The sequence below is a fragment of the Morganella sp. EGD-HP17 genome, assembly GCF_000512315.2.
GTDB classification, from domain to species: domain Bacteria; phylum Pseudomonadota; class Gammaproteobacteria; order Enterobacterales; family Enterobacteriaceae; genus Morganella; species Morganella morganii.
In genome coordinates this window covers 101,063-126,840 of sequence record NZ_AZRH01000001.1, presented here as the reverse complement: position 1 = coordinate 126,840, position 25,778 = coordinate 101,063, and the positions used below count along the sequence as shown (strand labels likewise).

General features: G+C 52.3%; 22 protein-coding genes. 8 read left to right on the top strand and 14 right to left on the bottom strand.

What is annotated here, in order from left to right; all coding sequences use genetic code 11:
• Nucleotides 1–3 precede the first annotated feature (3 nt).
• Entirely contained in the window at nt 4–5,919 is a 5,916-nt protein-coding gene (locus tag X965_RS00580) for an alpha-2-macroglobulin (RefSeq protein WP_036416599.1), read from the bottom strand.
• Nucleotides 5,920–6,113: 194 nt separating this feature from the next.
• Nucleotides 6,114–7,253, bottom strand: a complete 1,140-nt coding sequence (locus X965_RS00575; RefSeq protein WP_004236386.1) for an extended-spectrum class C beta-lactamase DHA-1 — start codon at nt 7,251–7,253, stop codon at nt 6,114–6,116.
• A gap of 110 nt (nt 7,254–7,363) precedes the next feature.
• Between X965_RS00575 and ampR the strand changes: the two genes are divergently transcribed.
• The gene (gene ampR, locus X965_RS00570; RefSeq protein WP_004236384.1) at nt 7,364–8,239 is read left to right on the top strand and encodes a LysR family transcriptional regulator AmpR; all 876 of its coding nucleotides are present in this window, start codon (nt 7,364–7,366) and stop codon (nt 8,237–8,239) included.
• A 3-nt stretch (nt 8,240–8,242) separates the two neighbouring features.
• On the opposite strand, the gene hypA is transcribed toward ampR, so the two are convergent.
• The 9 genes from hypA to X965_RS00525 form a co-directional block, all read right to left on the bottom strand.
• On the bottom strand, nt 8,243–8,584 hold the full coding sequence (hypA, locus tag X965_RS00565) for a hydrogenase maturation nickel metallochaperone HypA (RefSeq protein ID WP_004193196.1): 342 nt from the start codon (nt 8,582–8,584) through the stop codon (nt 8,243–8,245).
• The gene (gene hybE / locus X965_RS00560; protein WP_004236382.1) at nt 8,577–9,068 is read right to left on the bottom strand and encodes a hydrogenase-2 assembly chaperone; all 492 of its coding nucleotides are present in this window, start codon (nt 9,066–9,068) and stop codon (nt 8,577–8,579) included. Before hybE ends, hypA begins: the two co-directional genes overlap by 8 nt.
• Entirely contained in the window at nt 9,061–9,555 is a 495-nt protein-coding gene (locus tag X965_RS00555; protein WP_004236381.1) for a HyaD/HybD family hydrogenase maturation endopeptidase, read from the bottom strand. Before X965_RS00555 ends, hybE begins: the two co-directional genes overlap by 8 nt.
• The gene (hybC, locus tag X965_RS00550; protein ID WP_036416594.1) at nt 9,555–11,258 is read right to left on the bottom strand and encodes a hydrogenase 2 large subunit; all 1,704 of its coding nucleotides are present in this window, start codon (nt 11,256–11,258) and stop codon (nt 9,555–9,557) included. The genes X965_RS00555 and hybC overlap by 1 nt, the downstream gene beginning before the upstream one ends.
• The gene (gene hybB, locus X965_RS00545; RefSeq protein ID WP_015422968.1) at nt 11,255–12,436 is read right to left on the bottom strand and encodes a Ni/Fe-hydrogenase cytochrome b subunit; all 1,182 of its coding nucleotides are present in this window, start codon (nt 12,434–12,436) and stop codon (nt 11,255–11,257) included. The genes hybC and hybB overlap by 4 nt, the downstream gene beginning before the upstream one ends.
• On the bottom strand, nt 12,426–13,409 hold the full coding sequence (hybA, locus tag X965_RS00540) for a hydrogenase 2 operon protein HybA (protein ID WP_036416591.1): 984 nt from the start codon (nt 13,407–13,409) through the stop codon (nt 12,426–12,428). The genes hybB and hybA overlap by 11 nt, the downstream gene beginning before the upstream one ends.
• Before the next feature lie 2 nt (nt 13,410–13,411).
• A complete protein-coding gene (gene hybO / locus X965_RS00535) occupies nt 13,412–14,545 on the bottom strand; it encodes a hydrogenase 2 small subunit (RefSeq protein ID WP_036416587.1) in 1,134 nt (377 codons plus the stop codon).
• An 870-nt stretch (nt 14,546–15,415) separates the two neighbouring features.
• On the bottom strand, nt 15,416–16,732 hold the full coding sequence (locus X965_RS00530) for a sodium-dependent transporter (protein WP_004236374.1): 1,317 nt from the start codon (nt 16,730–16,732) through the stop codon (nt 15,416–15,418).
• Between the two features lie 374 nt (nt 16,733–17,106).
• Nucleotides 17,107–18,816 (bottom strand): pyridoxal-dependent decarboxylase, encoded by a 1,710-nt coding sequence (locus X965_RS00525; protein ID WP_004240468.1) that lies wholly within the window; start codon nt 18,814–18,816, stop codon nt 17,107–17,109.
• A gap of 747 nt (nt 18,817–19,563) precedes the next feature.
• Here X965_RS00525 and X965_RS00515 point away from each other — a divergent pair.
• The 6 genes from X965_RS00515 (at nt 19,564) to X965_RS00490 (ending at nt 23,267) form a co-directional block, all read left to right on the top strand.
• Complete coding sequence (locus X965_RS00515; RefSeq protein WP_004236371.1) at nt 19,564–20,514, top strand: VirK/YbjX family protein; 951 nt, start codon at nt 19,564–19,566, stop codon at nt 20,512–20,514.
• 263 nt (nt 20,515–20,777) lie between these two features.
• Nucleotides 20,778–21,458, top strand: a complete 681-nt coding sequence (locus tag X965_RS00510) for a DedA family protein (protein WP_004236370.1) — start codon at nt 20,778–20,780, stop codon at nt 21,456–21,458.
• A 217-nt stretch (nt 21,459–21,675) separates the two neighbouring features.
• A complete protein-coding gene (locus tag X965_RS00505; RefSeq protein WP_004236369.1) occupies nt 21,676–21,978 on the top strand; it encodes a YqjD family protein in 303 nt (100 codons plus the stop codon).
• A 3-nt stretch (nt 21,979–21,981) separates the two neighbouring features.
• Entirely contained in the window at nt 21,982–22,395 is a 414-nt protein-coding gene (locus X965_RS00500) for a phage holin family protein (RefSeq protein WP_004236368.1), read from the top strand.
• A complete protein-coding gene (locus X965_RS00495) occupies nt 22,388–22,690 on the top strand; it encodes a YqjK-like family protein (RefSeq protein WP_004236367.1) in 303 nt (100 codons plus the stop codon). The genes X965_RS00500 and X965_RS00495 overlap by 8 nt, the downstream gene beginning before the upstream one ends.
• Before the next feature lie 190 nt (nt 22,691–22,880).
• Nucleotides 22,881–23,267 carry a DoxX family protein gene (locus X965_RS00490; protein WP_004240479.1) on the top strand — a complete coding sequence of 129 codons (387 nt, stop codon included), beginning with the start codon at nt 22,881–22,883 and terminating at the stop codon, nt 23,265–23,267.
• Here the strand turns inward: X965_RS00490 and X965_RS00485 are convergent.
• From X965_RS00485 to X965_RS00480, 3 genes are all read right to left on the bottom strand, one after another.
• Nucleotides 23,233–23,655 (bottom strand): glycosyltransferase family 25 protein, encoded by a 423-nt coding sequence (locus X965_RS00485; RefSeq protein WP_225903346.1) that lies wholly within the window; start codon nt 23,653–23,655, stop codon nt 23,233–23,235. The genes X965_RS00490 and X965_RS00485 overlap by 35 nt on opposite strands.
• Nucleotides 23,656–23,709: 54 nt before the next feature.
• Complete coding sequence (locus X965_RS19865; RefSeq protein ID WP_256364898.1) at nt 23,710–23,844, bottom strand: hypothetical protein; 135 nt, start codon at nt 23,842–23,844, stop codon at nt 23,710–23,712.
• A 198-nt stretch (nt 23,845–24,042) separates the two neighbouring features.
• Nucleotides 24,043–24,939 carry a LysR family transcriptional regulator gene (locus X965_RS00480; protein WP_015422972.1) on the bottom strand — a complete coding sequence of 299 codons (897 nt, stop codon included), beginning with the start codon at nt 24,937–24,939 and terminating at the stop codon, nt 24,043–24,045.
• A 106-nt stretch (nt 24,940–25,045) separates the two neighbouring features.
• Between X965_RS00480 and X965_RS00475 the strand changes: the two genes are divergently transcribed.
• Nucleotides 25,046–25,744 (top strand): pirin family protein, encoded by a 699-nt coding sequence (locus tag X965_RS00475; RefSeq protein ID WP_036416580.1) that lies wholly within the window; start codon nt 25,046–25,048, stop codon nt 25,742–25,744.
• The last annotated feature ends 34 nt before the right edge of the window (nt 25,745–25,778 follow it).

Genomic DNA, 25,778 nt, shown 5'->3' with positions numbered 1-25,778 from the left:
CATTCAGGGTTTATCTGCGGCAGGCGGCAGAACCGTAAATACCCCGGCTGCCGCAGACTGCGCCTGAATCTCCCGGTCATACATGGCTTCGCCGAACGCCGGCGGAATGATAAATCGCCCTGTATTCACCGGTTTTATCTGATAGATAAACTCCTGACTATCCGCCGCGGCACTGCCGTAGATAAGCACTCTGTCCTCGCGGGCATCACTGAAGTCCGGTACCCAGCGGCGGCCGGTGCTGAACGGGAGCTGTGACAGTTGCAGGCTGTCCGCCGCTTCCGGATCCTGACGCACCACCTCAAACCCGCCCGGCAGCAGATCCGCCACCACAATATTATTCAGCCCCTGTCTGGCATTGGCGCGGATATGCAGACGGACATAGACTTTTTCGCCCTGTGCCGCACTGGTTATCACCTCACCTTTTTCATTCAGGTAATCACGGCTGATTTCCAGCCCTTTCGCCACCGCAGCCTGCGGCGGTGTGCGATCAAAACCGGATTCTGTCACCACATACCAGGCCGGGTTATCCGACGGATTATCAAAGCGGATTTCACTGACACCGTCGCTGAATTTTCCGGTCGCAGAGGCATTTTTCATCACCGAAATCACTTCAGGCGCTTCTGTGCCTTTCAGAACGCTGATAGTGAGTTCACCGGCTTGTGCCCCGCTCTGCTGCATATGACGGCTGTAGTATTCCATTGCCAGAATACTCATGGCCGCTGAATAGGTGGTGTAACGCTCATCTTTAAAGCGCAGCACCATGTTTTCCAGCAGTTGCGGCGGGATAGCAGACACTTTTTCCGGGAAGTGACGGACAATCAGGTAGAGCCGTGTGCTGTCCTGCACCAGCGGATCGAGGTAGCTCCGTGTCCACCATGCTTTGCTGTAAGCCGAGTTCAGGGCTTTCCAGGTCGGCGCCAGCATCATATCCGCCTGTTTATCCATCTTCAGCATTTTGTAGGATGCCGCGAGATACAGCGCGCCCGGGTCATCCTGCCAGGAGTCCGGATAACTGCTCTGCATCTGTGTCTGTACTTCAGCCAGCAGTCCGGTGGTCACCTCGCCCTGACGGGTCAGCAGGTAGACAGCAAAGGCGCGCATCCGCAGATCATCCTGCGTATTGAGCATCGGGTTCGCCGCCACTTTCTTCAGGTAAATATTGGCGGAGCCGAGCAGCGATTCCTGCACCGGATAGCCCGCATCCTGTGCTTCCAGCAGGAACTGCACCACATACAGTGTGACAAACGGATCGGTTTCCGGCATCGCCTGCCATTCGCCGATACCACCCTGACCGTTCTGCCGCGTCAGCAGTGTGGTCATGGTCTGTTGCAGCTGTTTGCGGATTTCCGTCTGTGACTGCAGTGTGCTGATTTCCGGATTACGCTGACTGAACAGCAGCGGAATGGCGCGGCTGGTGATCTGCTCCGAACAGTTATACGGATAATTATCCAGATACTGCGACAGCGCCTCACTCATCACCATCGGCGAGTATGAGACCCGCGCATCCCGCTTGGCATAGTTATCAAACATCTGCCGCAGCGCCGTCACCCGCTGCTGTTTACCGTCCATCCGTCCGAGAGACGAACGGGTGCGGTAAGCCGAGGCCGGGCGGACCGACAGATTCTGTGTGCGGACCGCCGATTTATCCCCGGAAGTGACGCGGAAGGTAATATCCGCCGTGCCCGGCAGCGCATTGGCTTTCAGGCGGAACGACAATACCGTTTCTTTCTTCTCACCGGGCGTGATCTGCTCATGGCTGCTGCCGGTGATTTCCAGTGCCGGATCGGCGCTGACGGTGACATCCAGCGGCACCGCTTCACCGTTCAGGCCGGTCAGGTTATTGGCGATACCGAGGGAGACATCAAATTCATCCCCCGGGGAGACCATGGCCGGAATATTCGGCGTCAGCACAAAATCATCCCGTACCGTGGTGCTGCTCTGTGTGTGGCCGATGCGGTCAGGTGAAACCGATACTGCCATCACGCGGATCTTACCGTTGAAATAATCCGGCACCTGATAATTAAAGACCGCGTCGCCATCAACGGCGGTGATCCCCGACCAGTACGCTACCGGTTCATCCCGCTTACGTTTGAACGGGTTAAGATGCAGATCGATTCCCTCTCCGGCATCCCCGCCCGGTGCTGCGGTCAGCGCCATCATTTTGCTGAATTCCGGCAGGATCAGGTCGAGGATCTGAGTGCTTTTCACTTCCAGCGCCCGTTTGCGGAAGAAATAGTCGAGCGGATCTTTCAGGCGGTAACGCGCCACCTGCAATATGCCCTCATCAATGGCAAAGACCACCACATTCTGCGGCGAGGTGGTTTTCACATGAACCGCCAGGTTTTCACCCGGTTTCATGACGTCCGGCGATGCCAGCGTGATCCCCGCATTAAACGCCTCATGGCTGACGCGGAACGGCTGCACGCCGAAGCTCAGCGGGCTCATAAAGATTTCATCGGAGTTAATATCACGGACAAACTGCACGTTAACATAGCCGTTGCCGGTCAGTTCTGCCGGTACGCGGATTTTCTGCACTGAGTTAGTGGTGTCTGCACGGAACCATACCCACTGATACACTTTGTCGCGCTCAATGGTGATAATACCGCTGCCGGTGTACGGCGCGCTGACGGCAATTTCAATCTCTTCACCCGGTTTATATTCCTCTTTATTCAGCGTCAGCTGCAGTTCCGCATTGCGATCCAGCGAGCGGGTGATGTTCGCGTTACCGGCGACGGTGTAGTCGGTTCTGTTCAGCACATTACCGTCCGCATCTTCCGCCTGTAAGATAAAGTGACCGGGTTTCGAGGTATTCAGTGTGATATCAGTGCCGGCGCTGCTGATAGTCAGCGGTTGCTCATCAATCCGGGTTTCTTTCAGTCTGGACTGATATTTGAAGACCCCGGACGGCTGGCGCATCAGTACAGAAATGTATTTCTGTTCCAGAAGCACCAGTTTCAGATTGGTTTTTTCGATGCGGGTCAGTGACGGATCCACCGCAATCAGATTCAGCATCCGCACTGCATCCTTACTGATGTAATCCGTGTCGCCGTCCGCTTTGATACCCACCAGCGAGTCATGCGGGGAGACCAGTACCCGCGCTGCTGCCGTGACTGAACGGCCGCTGCCCGGCTCAAACGCTTCGGTGAACAGCTGTAACTGATAGGTCGCTTCCGCGTAATTTTCCAGCCCTAACGCCAGCAGTGCGGCACCGTTTTCATCGGTGGTGCGCTCTTCCAGCTGGGTTTCAAAGTTATCCGTACTGCGGCTGTTTTCATAGAAACGGTAATCCGGATACTGCGTGAATGACGGATAAACCGGTCGCATGGTCATTTTTGTCGCGATACGACGATTCTGCGCCGGGGTGCCGAACAGGTTCTGCACATCAACCGCCGCCTGTAATTCATCCGGTTTCACCCAGCCCTGCTGACGATCCGGCGTCAGTTTCAGTGCCACTTTCATGCTGTCCGGCTCAAACTCTTTCACCACCACGGTGGTGGTACCGAGCAGACGCAGGTCATTCTCATCTTTACCTTCCAGATAGAGATAGATATTCCAGTCGCCGGTCGGAGAGTTTTCCGATGTGGTGTAGCTCAGTTCGCTGAAACCGGTGGCATCCAGAATAATCTGCTGTGAATGCATCAGAGTGTCACGCGGGTCGCGGATCTCCGCCCGCAGCGGGATGCCGGTCAGCGGGGTTTTCCAGTCATAGGTACGGGTGATAAGCCCGGCATGAAAGGTTTCCCCCGGCCGGTAAATACCGCGATCTGAGAAAAGATAGCTGCTGAGGGTGCGCGGATCTTCCGGGGTTTCGTCGCCGTAAATATCAAAGCGCGAGAAATCCGGCTGGCGGTCATACCAGGCATTGACCGGCAGGAAGGAGACATCCCCCTCTTTTTCCGCCAGGAACATCACCGCCATCTGCTCATTACGGAAATCATGCAGCGGCGGGAATGCGGCGTGGCCGTCACTGCCGGTTGTACGGCTCAGCAGTGTGGTGCCGTTTTTGGCCACCACAGAAACGTTTGCGCCACTGACCGGCTCACCGGTATACACGGACTGCACGAACACATCCCGCGAGCCGTCGGGGGAGGATTTCGCGATGATCCCCATATCAGTGACCACCACAAAGCGCGAGTCGAGAACCGCATCCTCTTCGTAATCCTCATCCCCTTCGTCATAGCTTTCCGCTTCCGGGGCTTCCGCCGGTTTAGCCGGATCCCACGCCCGCAGGCTCAGCAGGAATATGCCGCGTTTTGCGGATGGGTCAGCTGAGAGGTATTTGCTCAGGTCGATACCTTTGTACTGAATATCGCCGGGGTTGGCGGCAGACAGCGCCGTCTGGTAAGTAAAGTGCTCCGTAAAGTATTCATCACTCAGGCGGTTAAAATCCGTTGAGGTAAAGTTTTTATCCTTAAAGGAGACGATGTGCTGTAACTGGCCCGGGATCACCCGTTTCACATCCAGCTGCAGGCCCGGGAAGTTACGTGCCGCGACGGTGATCTGTTTTTCACCTTTCATCGACAGCAGTGCCCCGTCAGACATAAAACGCAGTGTTTTCGGGTAATCCGGGATGCGTACCGGCAGATAGCGTGATGTTTTCAGATAATAACCGCCCGCCGAACTCATACCGCCGGTGATCTCCACCAGCAGCCAGCGGTTGGCCGGGGCGTTATAACTGAAGCTGAATGCTGCCTGATTCTCCTGCTCGCTGTCATCCGGGGTCAGCGTGACCGGCTCTGATAATGTGATGACTTTTTCGCTGATATCGTCTGATTTCCAGTCGTCGTAAATCCCCTCAGAATTATAATCAGGGTGTTTTTCCGGCAGCAGACGGGCACGAACCGCTTTTGTGATCTGTTTTTCATTCACCGGGTCAGAGAATGACACAATCAGGGCGCGGCGATCTTTTCCGTCATCTGATTCCACCAGCTGACTATCGATGCCCGTCACATCCAGACTGTAGCGGTTCGGCACGATCACGCGGAAGGTTTCATCTTTGTCCGTGGTATTGGCCGGAACGGCCGCCCCGACACCGGCTCTGACTGTCAGCAACACTTCGCTGTCTGTATCATTGAGTGCCAGCTGCCCGGAGTGGATCCAGGCTTTGAGTTTTTTATCATCATAAGTGACGGTATACGGCACCGGCTTGCCGTCACGGGTCATGGACAGACGCGATTCCAGATTTTTGACATCTGCCGGGGCATTGAAGGTCAGGCCGATAATGGCGTGTTTTTTCATCGGATCCTGTGGATCCTGATAGAACTCCGCCCGGCCGCCGCGATAATAAAACTCAGGGGTGGTAAAGGTTTTTTGTTTCTCTGTTAACGCCACCTGCGGAGCCAGCAGTGTTTTGGCATCCATATCGACGGTGTAGGTTTTCCCCATCGGGAAGGTTTTTTTCGCCGTGAATACCAGCTTACGGTCATTACGCCACTGCCACTCACCTTCCATTGCGGGGGTCAGGGTAATACCGGCCGTGACCGGTTTGCCGATCAGTGTCACCGGTGCGGCAGAGCGGGAGAATGTCACCACCACAATCTGCGCTGAATTATCGTCACGGTTATAATTAACCGCCGAAGGGCGCTGCACAGACGCGGAAATATCCTGCACCACCAGCGGCGCAACATCCACCGGCTTCGGTTTGTTCTGATACCAGTGCCAGGTGTAATAACTGCCCGCTGCCACCGCAGCAGTCAGCAATAATAAGGCAGATATGGTTTTCGGATAGCGGTTTACACCCCGCTCCAGCCGGGCAAGCTGATTACCGGCAAAGGTCACCCAGCCCGGCACCGCCCAGCGGATCCGTCCGGTGAACGGGCGCAGCAGAAAACCCAGCAGAGTAAAGAGATAAACAAGACTGCGAGCCGCCAGACGCAGCAAAATAAAAGGTAAGCGGAGGATAAAACGCAGAACGTCCATGACAACATTTTCCTCTGTGTGTTGAGACTGACATCAGTTTGCCGCAGCACACAGTGAAATCCGGTTCAGCCGGAAGCTGTCAGTGCCCGATACTCTCATCCTCCATAAAACAGCCCATAAAGCAAATTATTGTATAAGGAATAATCTTAAATTACGGCCCCGGCGTATCCGCAGGGGCCTGTTCAGGGAAAAAATTATTCCAGTGCACTCAAAATAGCCTGTGCGGCTTTGACTCTTTCGGTATTCGGGTAGTTTTTATTCGCCAGAATCACAATCGCCACCTGTTTTTCCGGAATAAAGGCCACATAGGCGCCGAAACCAGTTGTTGCCCCCGTTTTATGCACCCAGGAAGCACGGTTATATGGCTGAACCTGGTTGTCTGTTACCGGGTGCGGCTGCAATGCGACCTCGTTGGTCACGCCGTTAATGATCATATCTTTCTGCTGCGGCCAGTCATACATTTCCCAGCCCAGCCCCTGGTTAATCGCGGCGGTTTTATAGTAGCGGGTCTGTGCAAGATACATTGCCATTTCCAGATCCGCATTACCGGCCCGTGACGGCTCCATATTCATTTCCGCCCAGCGCAGCATATCTTTTGAGGCGGATTTCACGCCGTAAGATTCCGCATCAAGCTGTCCCGGCGACACGCGGACCGGTTTTTTGTTTTTATAACCGTACGCATACTGGCTTTGCGCACTTTCCGGCACAGTAATAAAGGTGTGAGATAACCCCAGCGGTGCCAGGATCCGTGCAGTCAGCAACTGCTCATACGGCATCCCCGCCGCGTTTGCGGTCAGAGCACCAAACAGGCCGATACTGCTGTTTGCATACAGACGCATATCGCCCGGTTTCCGGGACGGCTGCCACTGCTGATAGAAATTCAGCAGATCCGCACGGCTTTTTACCGCATCCGGCACCTGTAACGGCAGTCCGCCTGCGGTATAGGTAGCCAGATCCAGCAATGTGATCCCCTTCCACTGCGGCAGAGCCAGCTCCGGCTGGTATTTTGCCGCCGGATCATTCAGCGCCATCTCTTTTTTCGCCACAGAAACCGCACCCAGCACACCTGTGAAAGTTTTACTTACAGATCCGAGCTCAAATAGTGTATTTTCAGTGACCGGCTGTTTTGCCTGAATATCGGCAAAACCATAATTGAAATAATAGGGCTTACCCTTTACGGAGACGGCAACCGCCATCCCGGGAATATCCTGCTGTGCCATCAGCGGTTTAATGGTGCTGTCCACCACCGCCGCGACATTATCAGCGGCAGAAAACCCCGGGGCGGAAAACGCCAGCAGAGCGGAAATCAGTGTTGCAGATAACGATTTTTTCATCAGAATTAACCTTCCGTGTGTGAGTGACGGCGGCAAGTATCGTCAGATTCACCGGACAGAACAAACGGTTAATTATAACAAGAGCCTAAAGAAAAACTTACAGGTGGATTATGGTCAGACGTTATCTCCCCCTTAACCCGCTGCGCGCCTTTGAGGCCGCCGCCCGTCATCTCAGTTTTACCCGTGCGGCGATTGAGCTGAATGTCACCCATGCCGCCGTCAGCCAGCAGGTCAGGGCTCTGGAAGAACAACTCGGCTGTGTGCTGTTTACCCGCGTCTCACGCGGACTGGTGCTGACCCATGAAGGTGAGGGATTACTGCCGGTGCTCAATGAGGCGTTTGACCGGATTGCGGATACTCTGGAGTGTTTTTCTCACGGGCAGTTCCGTGAGCGGGTGAAAGTCGGTGCGGTGGGAACATTTGCCGCAGGCTGGCTGCTGCCGCGTCTGACCGGATTCTATGACAGCCATCCGCATATTGATCTGCATATCTCCACCCATAACAATCATGTGGACCCGGCGGCGGAAGGGCATGATTATACGATCCGTTTCGGTAACGGCGCATGGCATGAGTCAGATGCGGAACTGATTTTCAGTGCACCACACGCTCCGCTGTGCTCACCGGCCATTGCAGAACAGTTACAGCAGCCGGATGATGTTCACCGCTTTACCCTGCTGCGCTCATTCCGCCGGGATGAATGGAGCCGCTGGCTGGATTGTGCGGGCGGCACACCGCCTTCCCCGTCACAGCCGGTAATGGTGTTCGATACCTCACTGGCCATGGCCGAGGCGGCACAACTGGGTGCCGGGGTAGCGATCGCACCGGTATGTATGTTCAGCCGCCTGTTACAGTCAGGCGCACTGGTACAGCCGTTTGCCGCAGAAATCACCCTCGGCGGCTACTGGCTGACGCGGTTACAGTCCCGTACGGAAACCCCGGCCATGCAGCAATTCGCCCGCTGGCTGCTGAATACGGCGGCGGCGTAAAACTCACTCACCTTCCAGGCTTTTTACCCGCAAATCATCACCTTCACTGATGCGCAGCCGTTCACTGCCGCAGTGCGGACAGCATCCGGCGTGCTGCATGATTTCGGCCTCACGGCTGCAATCCCAGCACCATGCCTGTGCCGGGATAACATCAATATGCAGTGTGCAGCCCTGCGCCACGGTATCACGGCAGGCGATATCAAAACAGAAATGCAGTGCACTCTCCTCAACATCCGCCAGTGCGCCGACTTCCAGCCAGACATCCGTTACCCGCGCAATGCCGTGCTGTTCAGCCTGTTCGCGGATAATGTCCGCCGCACTCATACACAGGGATAACTCATGCATGCCGGGGTACCGGTTTTCCGGTAAACAGCGCCCTGCGCCCGGCCATCGCCGGAGCATCCGGGTCCGTGACCGGCAGTGAAAGCAGCATACGCGCACTGTCATCCGCCAGCCGCATCCCTTCCTGCGGTGACAGTGTATGCGGCAACGGCGACAGCAGCGAACACGCCAGATACTGAGATACGCCCTCCAGCTCACCGACGGTGAATGTCATGATGCCGTACGGCAGCCGCAGGCCGATTTTTTCACTGACTTTACGCTGCGGCCAGAGCTGCTCCGGCCCCGGAAAAATCACGGCACTGAACATCCACGGCGTGATCACACAACCCGTCCACTGCCCTTCAAACAGCGTCAGTTCCGTGACATAAACCGGCATTGACGGGTGCAGGAAGGTGAGATCGTGCATAGTATCCGCCGCTACTTTTTCAAACGCGTTGCGGATCTGCTCTGTCGGGCTGTGCATAAAGCCCTGAATATCCTCAGGCATCTGCCGTCTCCTTCTTCACCACCTCAACACCGGATTCACGCAGTACAGCCAGCACCTGCTGCAGTGCCGGTTCAACGGCAGCCTGCAGTTGCGGGGTCAGACCGATATCCGGCTCCAGCGAGGCCGGAACCACGCCCACCAGCGTCAGTTTGGCGGGGAATTCCCCGGTAAACCGCAGCGCGGACAAGACATCGGATAACCCCAGCTGATGCGGGGAGATTTTATTAGTGAACAGCGCCGGAACCTCCTCATCCCGCAGAATGCGGATGGTGCCCGGGGCGCTTTTCGCCGTCACAATAGCGTCAGTGATAATCAGATGATCCCGCCCGGCCATGCTGTCGAGCAGTTCCATCCCCGCCGTGCCGCCGTCCATCACTTCCACATAATCCGGCAGGATATAGCGCTCCGCCAGTGCTTCCGCGATATGCACACCGATAGCTTCGTCAGTCAGCAGAATATTGCCGACACCTAATACCAGAATCCGCATTACAGCACCTTCACTGATACCGTTTCACGGCCATCAACATCAACAATATGAACCGCACATGCCATACACGGGTCGAATGAGTGGATAGTGCGCACCACTTCCAGCGGTTTTTCCGGATCAGCAATTTTCAGCCCGACCAGCGACTGCTCATACGGCCCCGCCACATTATCGTGATTGCGCGGCCCGCAGTTCCAGGTGGACGGTACCACCGCCTGATAGTTCTCAATCACGCCGTCTTTGATCACCACCCAGTGCGATAACATGCCGCGTGGTGCTTCCAGGAAACCCACGCCTTTTATCACGCCGGTGGCCGGGAATTCCGGTTTCACATAAGTGATATGATCCCCGGTACCGATATTGGCGATCAGCGCGGCATACTGGTTCTGCAACACCGCCTGTAATTCACAGCAGTGCACCGTACGGCCGATAATCCGCCCGAGTGTGGAATGCAGCTGTTTTACCTCCGGGGTGTTGCCGGTCAGGGTCTGGTAAACCGCGATAATTTCATTCAGTTTTTCGGCTGTGCCGGGGTGTTTTGCCGCCAGTTTACAGAACATATTGGCCAGCGGGCCGACTTCCACGGTTTTGCCGTACAGCGTCGGTGATTTCACCCACGAGTATTTACCGTCCGGATCCCAGCCGGTGTATTTCGGCTCAGTTGTGCCTTCCCACGGTTTCTGCGGCGCTTCATCCTGATACCAGGAGTGCGGAGAACTTTCCTGAATCCCTTCCAGCAGGAAAGCATCCGTCTGGGAATCGATCGGGCGGAAAGTCGCTAAGTCAGCGTTTTCAATGTAGCCGCCCGGGAACAGGAAACTGCCGTTTTTGCCGTCGGTCGGGAATTCCGGGGTGCTCAGGTAGTTCACTGCGCCCTGCCCGGTTTCAAACCACTGCGGGTAAAATGCAGCAATGACCGCAGTATCAATTTTATAAACCTGCTCAACGAAATCATTCAGCTTGTCGATAAATGATTTGATATACATCAGGCGTTCCAGGTTCAGCACACCGATACCGTCGAGGTTAATCGGGTTTGCCACGCCGCCGACCGCCAGGTTCTGAATGTGCGGCGTTTTGCCACCCAGCAGCGCCACAATACGGTTAGCATCGCGCTGGCATTCCAGCGCCTGTAAATAGTGTGCGACGGCAATCAGGTTCACTTCCGGCGGCAACTGCATCGCCGGGTGTCCCCAGTAGCCGTTGGCAAAAATCCCCAGTTGCCCGCTTTCCACCAGTGCTTTGATTTTATCCTGCACTCTGACGAATTCCTGCGTGCTGTTGAGCGGCCAGTCAGAAACGCCGTTCAGCATGGCAGAGGCTTTTGCCGGATCCGCTTTCAGCGCGGAGGTGATATCCACCCAGTCCAGCGCGGAGAGCTGATAAAAGTGGACAATATGATCATGGGTGGTGTGCGCCGCCAGAATGATATTGCGGATATACTGCGCATTTACCGGCACATCCAGGTTCAGGGCATTTTCCACGGCACGCACCGATGCCAGTGCGTGTGTGGTGGTACAGACACCGCAGATGCGCTGGAGGATCATCCACGCATCACGCGGATCTTTCCCTTTGACGATTTTTTCCATTCCGCGCCACATGGTACCTGACGCCCAGGCTTTGGTGACCACACCATCGCCGATTTCACAGTCAATGCGTAAATGTCCTTCGATACGGGTAACCGGATCAATCGTAATTATCTGGCTCATGACTTACTTGCCTCATGATAAGGGTGAGCTGCGGTTTTATTGACTGCAGGGAGTATCGGTAACAGGCGGATCAGGAAAAGGTAAGCGCAGATCTCAACAGCCACGAAACCAATGGAAATTAACAGTTCTTCCGCCGTCGGGAAGTAGTGATAGCCATTGCCGGGATCAAACGCCAGCAATGAATAGGCAAGACGCCATGCCGCACAGCCGAGCATCATGCTCAGTGCGCCAATGTAGAGCAGCCGGGAGTCACGGCGGAACGCCGGGATACTGAAGACCGCCAGTGCAATCGCCATCAGCACAATCTCGCACCAGAACAGCACAGCGTAATAATCCCCGGCGAAAGCCAGTCCGAGCTTGCCGCGGTAGATCAGTTCCCCGAAGCGCAGCACCAGAAACAGTGCCATCAGCACACTGACGGTCAGTGCCAGCTTGCCGAACAGGCGTTTTTCATCGGGACCGTTGCCTTTCAGGCCGCTCTGTACCAGGGAGCCTTCAAATACCACAATGGAGAATCCCATAATAAAGGCGGTGAGCAGAGAGAACAGCGGCAGCATTTCATAACTCTGCCACAACGGATGCACTTTATAGCCCGCCGCAATCATCAGGGAGCCCATCGAGGACTGGTGCATGGCCGGTAACAGCGCGCCGAGCGCTATCACAAAGAACATGATTTTGTTCAGCCGCTTAAGGGAGACTTTCCAGCCCATGCGCTCACAGAATGCCGGTGCCAGTTCCAGTGCCATCACGCCGATATAAATCGTCATACAGACCGCGGTTTCCAGCAGGACGGAGTTAACGTTGAAAATACCCGGAATAAAGAAGTTCGGCATATTCCAGTAACGGCCGAGGTCAATGGTGATAGACAATCCGCCCAGTGAATACCCCAGCAGGCTCGCCAGCAGCGCCGGACGCACCAGCGGGTGATATTCCCCTTTGTTGAACACATACACCGCCCACGCCAGCGCCCAGCCGCCGCAGGCAAAACCGGTACCGATCAGCAGGTCAAACGCAATCCAGATCCCCCACGGATAACCACCGTTCAGATCAGAGACTGACCCCAGCCCGAAGACCAGACGTTTGACGATAAGCAGAACACAGAGGATAACAAGCGGCCCGAAAATGATGATCGGCTTACTGAATAATTTGCCGCCGAGGGGTTTGGGATCATGACTCATGATCATCACCTCCGTCGTGAGTGTCATTTTTGCTGTTGCGGCGCACCAGCACAGTGAGCCCGGCCAGTACCGCCAGCGGCAGGATCATCCCTTTGTACAGCGTGTGCTGGATGTTTTCAGAGCGGGCTCCGGTGGAGAGTTCAGCCAGTTCCGGCAACTGCAGATTTTTATACGGCACGCCGGTCAGTACCATCACCTGGGTTCCGCCACCCTCTTTTTCACCGTACAGATGCGGGTAATAGGAAGGCACGGGATGTTTGTAGTTATCGCCGGTTTTCAGTGTCTGGCGCGGATAGGCATATTCCTCTCCGGCTGTCAGCCCGAGACGGTTTTTCGCCTCACTCATCAGATCTTCGCGGGTGCCGAAGATAATCGCCCCGGTCGGACACACTTCCACACAGCCGGGTAAACCACCTTTATCGAGCAGTTCAACACCCTTCTGGTTACAGAGTTCACACTTGTGGATCATACCGAACGGGTTGTCGTAATCGTATTTCGGCACATCATACGGGCAGCCGACCATGCAGTAGCGGCAGCCGGTGCAGATATCTTTGTCATAATGCACAATACCGGTGACCGGATGCTTTTTCAGCGCACCGACCGGGCAGACGGAGACACAGTTCGGATCGACACAATGCATACATTGCTTCTTGATGTAGGCATAGCCGTCTTTTTCCTGATCTTTGTGTTCGCCGGTACCGCTCGTCCACACCTGGATAATGTTGTTGGTGTACGGCGACAGCTTGTCATTGTTAGACCACGTCTGCGCCCCTTCCGGATTACGGCCGGGGAAGTTGATATCCTGGCATTTGGTCACACACGCCTGGCAGCCGACACACAGAGTGGAGTCATACAGCATGCCTAATGCACCGGGGATAGGCGGGCGGTTCTCCGCCGCCGCGTGGCTCACGGATGTATTACCCAGCAGTAATGCCCCGCCGGAAGCCACTTTAATAAAGTCACGCCTGTTCACAGTTACTCTCCCCGCGGATCGCCGGACCGGTTTTTCTTCTGCTGGCGGCCCAGCTCACGGACAGCCATCACACTGACACCGGCCACCAGACCAACCACGCCGCCAAGCAGACCGATAGCGCCGCCCGATACCGAACCGCCCTCTTTCAGAGCCACATCCGGTTTTTCAGAACGCGGTGTCTGGTTCTGTACCCCGGCGAGCTGGTGGATCCCTTTGTGGAAGCCCACTCCGGCCTCGTTACAGCCATAGCAGGGATGCCCGATAGCCACCGGCCACACGCCGCCGACATCACAGAACTGCAGTGTGGAGCAGTTGCCGTGCGTTTCCGGTCCTTTGCAGCCGAGGTGATAGAGGCACCAGCCTTCACGGTGACCGTGGTCGCCGAATGCTTTGGCAAAACGTCCGGCGTCAAAGTGAGCGCGGCGCTCGCAGTGTTCGTGGATCAGACGACCGTAAGCAAACAGCGGCCGGTTTTTGTCATCCAGCCCCGGGGCTTTGCCATAAGTGATGATGTGGGCAACCGTTGCCAGGAAGTTATGCGGGTTAGGCGGGCAGCCCGGAATATTAATCACGGTTTTGCCGGGCAGAACCGCTTCCAGTGATGCCGCGCCGGTCGGGTTATCACCGGCGGCAGCCACACCGCCCCAGGCGGCACAGGAGCCGATGGCAATAATTGCGGCAGCGCCCTCCGCTGCCCGGCGGATGTGATCGGCAATCGGCTCGCCGGCAATCATGCAGTAAATGCCGTTATCCTTCACCGGTACAGAGCCGTCCACCACCAGCACATATTTGCCTTTGTATTTCTCAATCGCATTGTGCTTATTGGCTTCAGCCTGATGACCGAATGCTGCCGAGAGTACCTCGTGGTACTCCAGCGAAATCATATCAAGGATGAGATTTTCGATGGTCGGGTGCGTCGCCCGGAGCAGGGACTCAGTGCAACCGGTACACTCCTGTGCAGATATCCAGATGACGGGGGGACAATCCTTACGGCTGACGGACGCCGCGATTTCGGCAGATGCATTTGCACTGAGACCCATGGTGGCCGCTAAGGCCGCACAGAGTTTCAGAAAGCTTCGCCGGTCAATACCCTCAGAAGTGATATCAGAAGTAATAAAGGTATTATCTTCGATCATTCTCTATATTCCATTGTGTTAATTTAATATTAATATAATCCGGTTATTATTAAATTACTGAGACACGGAACATAATCAATAAACAAAAAAATAAAATCTGAAATATTATTTTACAGATAATGAGAATTTTTTCTATTTTTAACATTTAATCTATTTATCGGTTTTATTAATTTATATCAATTTAATATATAGCGCACCGGCTACCCGCAATGAGAATGGCGGAATTTTTCACTACCGACAGGAAAACAGGCAGCATTTACCATCTGCTTCTCACCCGTTATTCAGATACAACCCTGCGTGTTTTCAGAATTAACTGAATCAGGGTGAATAATGAATTTCACATAACCACAGCCATTTAAAATAAAAATGAAATACATTCTCATCCGGTGTTATTTAATCGGTTAAGCTCAAATAAATGCTATTTTCAATAAAGTCACGCAGTTATTTATCACTAAAAAAATCAATTTCCATAATATGGAGAGTTATTTATTTTGATTTAAATCAATTAATATTAAATATCTTATTTTTCTTCCGGGATAAATCAAATCTAATTAATCAGCTATTATCACCACAAAAAGAGTAAAAATAGTGAATAACACCTGAAAATGCATAATAAGACGATTATCCTTGTAAAACAGTCAGCTATTTATACGTAGGCGGACAATTTATATTCTGTTTATTATTCGTTTTAATAGTGATGATCACCTGAAACAATCATTTCATTTTCATCCTTTCTGCTCTTTTTTAATGAGATGAGCATCAAAACCGATGCCGCCCGCTCATTCAGCGGCTTCCCGGGGGGGGAATTACCGGTTCTGATAGTCAGTAAAACACAACGGCCTGCGCATGCGGGCCGTTTTTTATCTGTTATTAACTGATCAGACCGTGTACCAGAATCACACCGATACAGATCGGTCCCACATAACGCCAGACCAGTAATAAACTCTGACGTTTCAGTCCGGTAATATTTTCCGGAATCAGCGCATTCGCTTTACGTGACCAGCCGAAAATCAGGCAGACAGCAATACCGAACAGCGGCATCAGAATATTGGATGTCAGGTAATCGAGGATATCAAAAATCGTTTTCCCGCCGAGCGTCACATCACTTAACGGCCCAAAAGATAATGACACCGGGATCCCCATCAACATAATCGATGCCGTCACCACCAGGCCCGCTCTGCGGCGTGTCCACTGAAAACGCATCTGAACATACGCCACAATGTGCTCCAGCAGTGAGATAGCAGATGTCAGCGCCGCCATCAGCAACAGGACAAAGAACGTCACTGCCAGCACAGATCCGCCCGGCAGATGGGCAAAGTACACCGGCATGGTCATAAAGGTCAGACCCGGACCGGCATTCGCTTCCAGACCGGCCGCCGCTAATGCAGGGAAAATCATCAGTCCGGCCAGCACACACACCATGCACGAGAGGATCACCACCCACATACTGGAGTTGGCAATGCTTTTGTTATCAGACAAATACGCGCTGTATGTAATGTGGATCCCCAGACCGATAGAGAGGGAGAAGAAAGCCAGCCCCAGCGCATCCAGCACGCCTTTGCCGGTCAGTTTGCTGAAATCAGGATACAGGAATAATTTCAGTCCGGCGGATGAGCCCGGTAAGCTTATCCCGACGATAATCAGCACGATCATAATAATAAACAGTAACGGCATCATTACTTTCACGGATTTTTCCAGCCCACGCTGCACCCCGGCCAGTACCACAAAGCAGGTCATCCCCGCAAACACCAGGTGGGCAATCACCGGCCACCACGGGTTACTGATAAAGCGGGTGAAAATGCCGGTCAGCTGGCTGCTGTCAGTAATGTTCAGCTCTCCGGCGGCGGCCATCACGGTGTAACCGATAGTCCAGCCACCGACCACGCTGTAGAAGCTGTAAATACACCAGGAGCTGAATACGCCGATAACCCCGATCCACGCCCAGTGGCGTCCCATCATTTTTTTAAAGGCGTTGACGGCTTCACTGCGGGTGCTGCTGCCGAGGATATTTTCAGCCAGTAATACCGCGAGACCGATAACAAAGCTGAATAAGAGGAAAACAACCAGGAAGGCGCCACCGCCGTTATTGGCGGCTACATACGAAAATTTCCAGATGGCGCCGATGCCGATGGCAGACCCGGCAGCGGCTAAGATATGACCAAAACGGGATGTCCATTGCTGACTCATACGGCCTCCTGCTGTGTTATCTGAGAGACAGAAGCGGCGGCAGAACAACAGACCGATCGTGAAACTGCGCTGATAATAATCCTTGCGGTAAAACCTGACATCATAGGAACTCTCCCGAAAAAAACAGTTCCACCAGCAGGTTTACACGCACAAAAAAGCCACCTTACTGGTGGCTTATGAAGAAAAACAGATAAACGAAGCCACCTAACTGAGTAGTAGGTTTAGGCTTAGCTGACGGTTCATCATGCGGTTCATCGGTTTACTCTTCTCTGAAAATCATTAATTTTTGCTTCACAGGCAGTGCCGTTATATGACACTGCCGTGACGCTCTTTTTCTCTTATACCACAAACAGAAAAGAAAAAAACACCCTTTTTTATTCTGCACTCATGGTTTTAAGCATTTTTGCAAACGCATCGATGTGATGACGCTGCGTCACCGGGTTCATAAAGACCGCCTTTTCCCCCGGAATATACGCGAACCGGTTATGCTCCGCATAGGCCGAGCAGGCGATAGAATCCACCCAGTTGGTAAACAGTCCTGCTTTACCGCGTTTCAGGAACAGCTCACGATGCCAGCGGCTGTTGCGCACCATCATGTCATAGGCCGTTTTATCTCCGGCACAGGTCAGTTCGTGTGCAAACATTGCCTGCGGATCATTCACCAGTTTCGGTGAATAGAGACGGAAACCGACACTCGGCCCCTGGTTTTCCGGCACCATCACACAGGCATTGCCCATGGATAGCAGTTGGTTGCGCATGTAGTTCGCATTTTGCAGACAGTGCGCAATGATGGTCTGATAACCCTCAACCCCCAGATAATGCAATCCGGCATAAGCCCCGAACACACCGACACCGCTGCGGCTGCATTCAATGGTGGATTGCAGGTGAGTCTGTCCTTCCAGCGCATGCTCAAAATAGGTGAAGTTTTCCGGGTCATTTTCCAGTGCTTTGAAATCATCACCGTCACGCACCATCACCAGACTCGAGGTATACGGCACATAACCCCATTTGTGGAAGTCGATAGTGATGGAATCTGCATATTTCAGCTGTTTAAATTTCTCAACATTGTGACGCAGACCAGCCAGGGTGGCATCGTTAATCGCCAGCGGGTTGGTGTTAAAATCATAATCAATAAAGAAAATAATCGGCCAGCCGACCGCCGCATCCACGTGAATATGCGGTTTTTCTGTAATTTCGAACTCTTCACACAGGCGGTTGCGCAGATCATAAACCTGTTTGATTTCATCGACACCAAAGGTATCGGTTGTTCCCGCGGTCAGCAGGATCACCGGGATCTTACAGTGGACGGTATAGCAGGCACGGATTTGCTGCTCCAGATCCGCCAGGTCAATGGTGTTATCTGACGCCACCCGGATACGGATTGTTTTATTTGTGATATCCACACCTAACAGGGACAGGTTAGTCATATTGGAGTAGTGACCGCCCTGTGAGTTGATGATCCGGAAATCCTGATCAACGGACATCCCGAGATGTTTTGACTGTTTCAGCGATTTACGGATCCCGAAGAGATAGCCGTACAGATTGCACATGGTTCCGCCCTGGGTGAACAGACCGGATGCTTTGTCCGCATCATAGCCAATCAGATTGGCCACTTTACGGATAACGGTTTTTTCCATGTTATCCGCCACACCGGAGTATTCGCAGTACACCATGTTCGGGTTACCCAGCAAGCCCAGCATAGAGCCGTAAACTGCCGGGTCTGACGGCATGGCGATAACGTTTTCCACGGCCAGCGGGTTTTCCCAGTTTTTGCACAGCGCGGACGCAAACACCAGTAAATCATCCTGCCCTTCTCCCGGACGGATCACGTTCTGACGGACATGTGACTCACCGGCCAGTTGTGCAAAAAGATCCTTACCCTGCGGATAGCGGTTGATCTGCTGCACATCCGCGTCGGTGGTCTGGCGGAACTGAGTAATTGCCTGAATTTGCGGGTGATTAAAAATCGGCCATTTGCCGGGATCCCGGCTGAAGAAATCACTGATGACGTTTTGGTATTTAACTTCGAAATCTTTATTTAACGCATTCGCAGAGGCGAGCGTGATAAGTTCTGACTGATTCACAATGAGCTCCAAAATAGTAAATTACGCTGAGGTAATGTCATTACTTTGCGCCAAATTCATTGCATTTTAAATGATCTCAGAACTATAAATCACGTTACGAAATTAATAATAAAATTATAAATATCAATAACATATATACATTCAATGCATTTTATGATGACTAATAATTTTTCATAAATGCCGACATGATCACAATTTTTTACTCTGTAAAATAAACATAATTCAGTTTTTAAATTCATAAATTAAGTGAAAATACAGTTTTATATCCCGCAAAACGAAGCAAATTACAAATTATTAACAGAAACAAGAAGGCGGTTCATTAATATTGTTTAGTTTTCATTACTATTTTTCTCTGTTGTTATTTCTCTTCTGCTGAAAAACCACGGTTATTTTGCCGGTTTTTCCGTTTTTTGCAGTGGTTATTCCCTCCGGCAAGATAAAATACCGGCGGATAATAAAAATCCCCTGAATATTACTAATGAATCCCGGCAGCCCGTTTTCCGTCAGTGGCAGCAAATACACGAATAACAGTATGATTTTAAATCATAATTCAATTTTCATCGTATTTACCGGTGATAATACAACCAATTGTTGTATTTTTGTAACAGCCGGATTTCCACGGAATCCTTAAATTCCGTTAAGACTGCTGCCCGGCGATAAGCTTTTTTTAATTTTTATCTTTATTCTGCCGTTAAAATGGGTGAATTGTTTCACTGTGTAATAATTTCATTCATTAAAGGCACTACTATGTCCGGCCTCCTGCTGTTCAAACAACTACTCACCAAAGAATGCTGTCCCGGTATGCACTGGGACTCCGCCCGTAACCGCTTAAAATTCGCGGCCCGCAGCCTGTTTATGCCGCTGTCCACCATGAAATACCTGTCCGGCCTGACAAACACTGCCTGCTGTGATGCTATTCTGAAAAAGCAGCCGCTGCTGCCGACCAAATTACAGCGCCCGTATCTGAGCATTAATTTTCACCGGAAAAACAAATCGGCGGCTATCTGCGACCATTACCGGATCACCAAAGCCGTTCTGCCACCGGCTGTATTCAGCCGTATCTACAGCAATGAGCAGTTTTATCTCTGCCCGGTTGAAGGAAAAGAGAGCCTCTGTCACCTCTGGCTGGATGTGCAGGATGCATTTAACAAAGAGGGCGAGCTGACGCTGGAAATGCGGGATGATGCCGGTGAGATCCTGGCCCGCAGTGCATTCACCCTGCTGAACCTGAATGAAAAACGGTCACTGTTTATCGGCGCGCTCCAGGGCGGCGTCAGTGAGCAGGCTCACAATGCTATCCGGGCGGCGACTAAAAACTGTCACGGTGTATTCCCTAAACGCATTCTGACGGAAGTTATCTGCCTTATCGCCTCACTGTTTCAGTGTCAGCAGATTATTGCCACCAGTAATGAGACCCATATTTACCGCAGCCGCCGTTACCGCCATAAAAAACTGACACAATGGGTGGCCGATTATAATTCGTTCTGGGAATCTGTCGGTGGCACCGCCAATCCGCAGCACGAATATGTAATACCGCTGACCCTGCCGCGTAAACCCATTGATGAAATAGCCAGTAAAAAACGTGCCGAATACCGCCGCCGTTATCAGTTACTGGATAATGTGGCGCAGGCCGTCTGTGAACGCCTGCAACTGCCGCAGCCGGAAAATAAAACAGATGTTCAACATAACATTATTTAAGAAAAATCCTTCATTTACAGCAGGTTTGACCGGTAATTGACATTTCATTACAGAACTTATTGATTTCCCGTAAAATATAATCTGCAAAAGGCTGAATTTAATCTTAATATTGTTTCGGGGCTGCGGGAAAAATTCACTGTCTCCGCTACCCCTAATTTGCTAAAGTGGCCGGATTTACCAGTGTATATATCAGGGGTTCCGGTCATATCCGCAGAAATGCCCCATAACATGAAATAAGCTTACTTCAGATCCGGGAATAATTGATGGAAACAATGCAGCAACTTTTTTTCGCCCTCTGGCATCAGGACTATGAAACCCTGTCAAACCCGTCCCTGCTGTGGGCGATTTACATTATGCTGTTTGCCATTCTCTTCCTGGAAAACGGCCTGCTTCCCGCTGCGTTTTTACCCGGCGACAGCCTGCTGATTCTTGTCGGGGTACTGATCGCCAAAGATACTCTCGATTTCCCGACAACCCTGATTGTCCTCACCGCCGGTGCCAGTCTCGGCTGCTGGGTGGGCTATTTACAGGGGCGCTGGCTCAGTAATACCAAAATAGTGAAAGGCTGGCTGTCTCATCTGCCGCCGCATTACCATCAGCGGGCACACAGTTTATTCCACCGTCACGGCCTTGCGGCGCTGTTAGTCGGCCGTTTTCTGGCGTTTGTCCGTACCCTGCTGCCGATGCTGGCGGGGATCGCCGGTCTGAATTCACGCCGTTTTCAGTTCTTCAACTGGCTGAGCGGCTTCCTGTGGGTCGGTATTTTAACGTCTCTCGGTTACTGCCTCGGTATCAGCCCGATTTTCCGAAAATATGAGCATCATCTGATGAATATTCTGATGCTGATCCCGGTGGTGCTGCTGGTCTTTGGTTTACTCGCCAGCCTGTGGGTGGTGTGGAAACGCAAGCGGACAAAAACGTCTGACGACACTCACGCACAATAAATTACCAGACTATTTTTCCGGCCGGTGCAATTACAGCAGCCGGCCGGGAAACATTATCTCTCTGTCCGCCGTTTCAGCGTCATTTCCTCTGAATTACCCCGTCATCACCCGCAATGTGCAGAACAATACCGGAAAATAAACTATAATTTACCTTTAATTGCAGATAAAAAGCGGTTACTTTGAATCTGTTACGCTATAACCACCACGAGGAGTTCCTATGTCACATCATACAAATGAAGAGTTACGCGCTGAACTGAAATCATTGGCTGACACCCTGGAATCTGTGCTGAATACGGCAGAAAGTAAATCCAAAGAAGAAGTGGATTCACTGAAGAAAAAAGCACAGGCCGCGCTGGAAAATTCCCGTACCCGTCTCGCGGAAGGGAAAGAGCAGGTTGTGCAGCAGACAAAAGAGATCGCAGGCAAAGCCGATAATTATGTCCGCGAAAATCCGTGGACCGGAGTCGGTATCGGTGCCGCTGTCGGTGTGGTGTTAGGTGTTTTACTGGCCCGCCGCTGAGTTATGACCGATCAGGAGCGTCCGCAGGGGCCCGGCAAAGGGCTCCTTGATACACTGACACGTATCGCCGCCATCGTTATCAGCATGGCAGAAACCCGGCTCAGGCTTGTCGCCACTGAGCTGGAGGAAGAGAAATCCAACCTGATCCAGCTGATTCTGCTGGCCGGTGCCGCTCTGCTGCTGACAGCATTCGGTCTGATGAGCCTGATGATTCTGGTTATGTGGGCCGTTGATCCTGTGTACCGCCTGACCGCGGTGATTATCATGACATCTGTTCTGCTCGGCGGGGCACTGATTTTCGCCCTGTGGGCCGTCCGCAAAGCCCGCCGTTCATCCCTGCTGGGCGCAACCCGCGAACAGCTGGCGATCGACAGGCAACTGCTGGAAAGAAAAAAGCAGGAGCAGGATCATGAATAAGCATCTGCGTGCTGAACGCGCCCGCAAAAAGCAGGCACTGATTGACACTATCGCTGCCCAGCGCAGCGATTTGTCACAGGCCACGGATCAGTGGCTGAAAAAAACCGAATCATTTGACCGCACCTGGCAAACATTGTCACAACTGCGTCCGCTGGTTGTCGCCGGTGTCAGCCTGTTTTCCGTCTTTGCTGTCCGCCATCCGAAAAAACTTATCCGCTGGGGACAACGCGCCCTGGGACTGTGGGGTGTTTTCCGCACACTTCAGAGCAGTTTCCCCCGTAACAGGCAGAACTGACGTATCCCGCCCCCCGGATTCAAAATTTTTGATGTTGTTTATTAAGAATTCTTGCTAACAATCCTTCTCATTCGCACTTACTATTATCCCAACGAAACGGATTGGCATATCGTGCCATTTAAACAAAAGAATATGTGACTCAATCGTCATATTTACTATTCAGTATTGTTGAGCTAATAAGGATCTAACAATGAACAACTACGCTATTTTAGTCGCACGTATCATGATGCCTGTCTTATTTATTGTGGCCGGATACGGCAAATTAGGGGATGCTTATGCAGGAACTCAGCAATATATGCAGGCAATGGGTGTTCCGGGGGCATTGCTGCCGTTAACCATTCTGCTTGAACTGGGCGGCGGCCTGGCCATCCTGTTTGGTTTCTTAACCCGCACAACCGCGATTTTCACCTTTGGTTTTACTGTGCTGACCGCCCTGCTGTTCCACAGTAATTTTGCGGAAGGTGCCAACCAGTTAATGTTTATGAAAAACTTTACCATTGCAGGCGGTTATTTACTGCTGGCTGTTACCGGACCGGGTAAATTCAGTATCGATTATTTACTGAAAAAGAAATGGTAATTGCATTCAGGCAAAGCCACACAGCAATATAATAAATAATACTATTGTGAAACATCCGCTCCGGCGGATGTTTCTGAACAGATTTATCAAAAATATGCATCATTTTTTCCGCATAACCCCGGTTCACAATATAGGCATTGGCACAATATGCATATTTAAGGCTGAGAGAACAAATATCCGCTTCATGCTCATAAACGTTGTAATAATTTCCGCCTAATAATGCAACATCCCACTCTCTTTTCTGAAGCGCGGATAAAAAGAGATTAGCCTGCAGAATATGTTCATCATCGCAATAAAAATTGCAGTCATCCTCAACAACCAGCACCGGTCCCCAGTCATTTTCAGCGATCATTTTCATCACAGCGGCATGAGAAAGCGCACATCCCAGAAATCCCGGTTTTTTCTTAACCGCATTAAAGCGGATAATTTTATGGTGGGGGATTTAAATACTTTCCAGTGCTTCCATAATATCGTTTTTGCGATCCGGCCGGGATTCGAGATTGATATAAATGACTTTTTCTATAAAGCTATGATCGAGTGCGAAATTCTCATCCGACATAAACCGCTTCAGATCCACGTTGCCTCCTGCAAATACACTGATGACATACCTTTTATTGCCGGTGAATATTCACTGAATGCTAACGGATATATATCACCGGTCAATCGCTGTTGTTCTTATTATTGATTAACGCATTTCCCGGCAACCGGCCTCCGGCACACAAAAAAATACCTGCCGCGGATAACCGGGCAGGTATCTGATGGTAAGCGCCAATAATTATTTTCCACTAAACAATTTCGGAATTTCCCGCAGACACCAGGCTTTGGCCTCACCCATGCTGTCGCGGCGCCACGCCATAATCACATTGGTTTCATGGCTGTATTCGGAGCCGATCACTTTCAGGCGGCCTTCCTGAATATCTTTTTCCACCAGCGGGTACGGCATGCTCGCCACACCCAGTCCGGCAAGCAGGGCACGACGTTTATCATCAATAGAACTGACCGTCAGGCGCTGTTGTTTGTCCAGCAGTAACACCGTCAGTACCGGACGTTCGCGGGCAGTATCCGCCACGGCAATTCCCCGGTATTTCACCCGGGTGGTATCGGATAACGGCTCCGGCTCTTTGTGGATCGGGTGATCCGGTGCCGCCACATACACATTCACCACAGAATAGAGCGGGCGGGAGTTGATTTCAGAAGAAGTGCGGAAATGCATATCCGGCGCAATCACGATATCGGCACGCCCGGTTTCCAGCCGCTCCCAGGCACCGGCAAGCACTTCGGTGGCCAGAGTCAGCTGAGTGGTGGATTTCTGTGCCAGTTTGTCCACCAGCGGGAACAGCGAGGCCGTCGGGATCAGCGCCTCACAGACGATGGTCAGATGCGGCTCCCAGCCTCTTGCCAGTGCTTCCGCATCACTGGTCAGTTTATCCGCCGCTTCCAGCAGCAGGCGGCCGCGCTCCAGCAGCATCCGCCCGACATTAGTGAATTTTGTCCGGTGACCCGAGCGGTCAAACAGAACAACATCCAGCTCTTCTTCCAGTTTCTGCATGGTATAGCTCAGGGCGGACGGTACACGCCCCAGTTCTTCCGCCGCCGCCGCAAAACTTCCCCGGCGGTCGATGGCATCCATCACGCGCAATGATTCCAGCGTTAACGCTTTGTCTTTACTCATCATTATCTCAGTCAGAAATTTTGAATGTCGCCACCAGATTAACTGGCTAACAATTCAGCGTCCAGCCCTTTATTATTTCACCATGTAGAATAACAGGCAGACCATTATGATTATACACAGAACCGCCGGACAGGCCGGGTCCGCCGACTATGGCTGGTTACAGGCGAAATATGCTTTCTCTTTCGGGCACTATTTTGACCCCGAATTTATGGGGTACGGCCCGCTGAAAGCACTGAATCAGGAGGTACTGGCTCCCGGTGCCGGTTTCCAGCCCAAATCCTATCCCGATGTGGATATTGTAAACCTGATCCTCAGAGGGAAGCACGATATTCGTGATAATGACGGACTGTATCTGGAGAGCAGACAGGATGAGTGTCTGTTTTTCTCACCGCGCAGGGATGTCAGTTACACTGAAACCAATCCCTGTGAGAAATCACCGCTGACCCGGATTCAGATCTGGCTGAAAGCTGCACGCGGCAGCCTGCGCGGCAGTTCACAAAAACTGATGCTGACACAGCAGCCGGTACAGCTGATTGCCTCGCCGGATGGTGAAGACGGCAGTCTTGATTTACAGCAGGGGGTGCGGATTTCCCATATCCTGCTTCCTGCCGGTGAATCCCTGACACTGCCGTTGTACGGTAAACGGGCATTCTATCAGTCGGTTCACGGTACAGTGACGGCGGATGACGGGCAGAAACAGGGGATAATTGAATGCGGTGACGGCGCGTTTATTCAGGACAGCCGGGAAGTGACCTTTCAGGCGAAAACGCCCTGCCGGGCACTGCTTATTGATATTCTGGCCTGACACACGGCCTGAAATGAAACAACCCCGCGTCAGA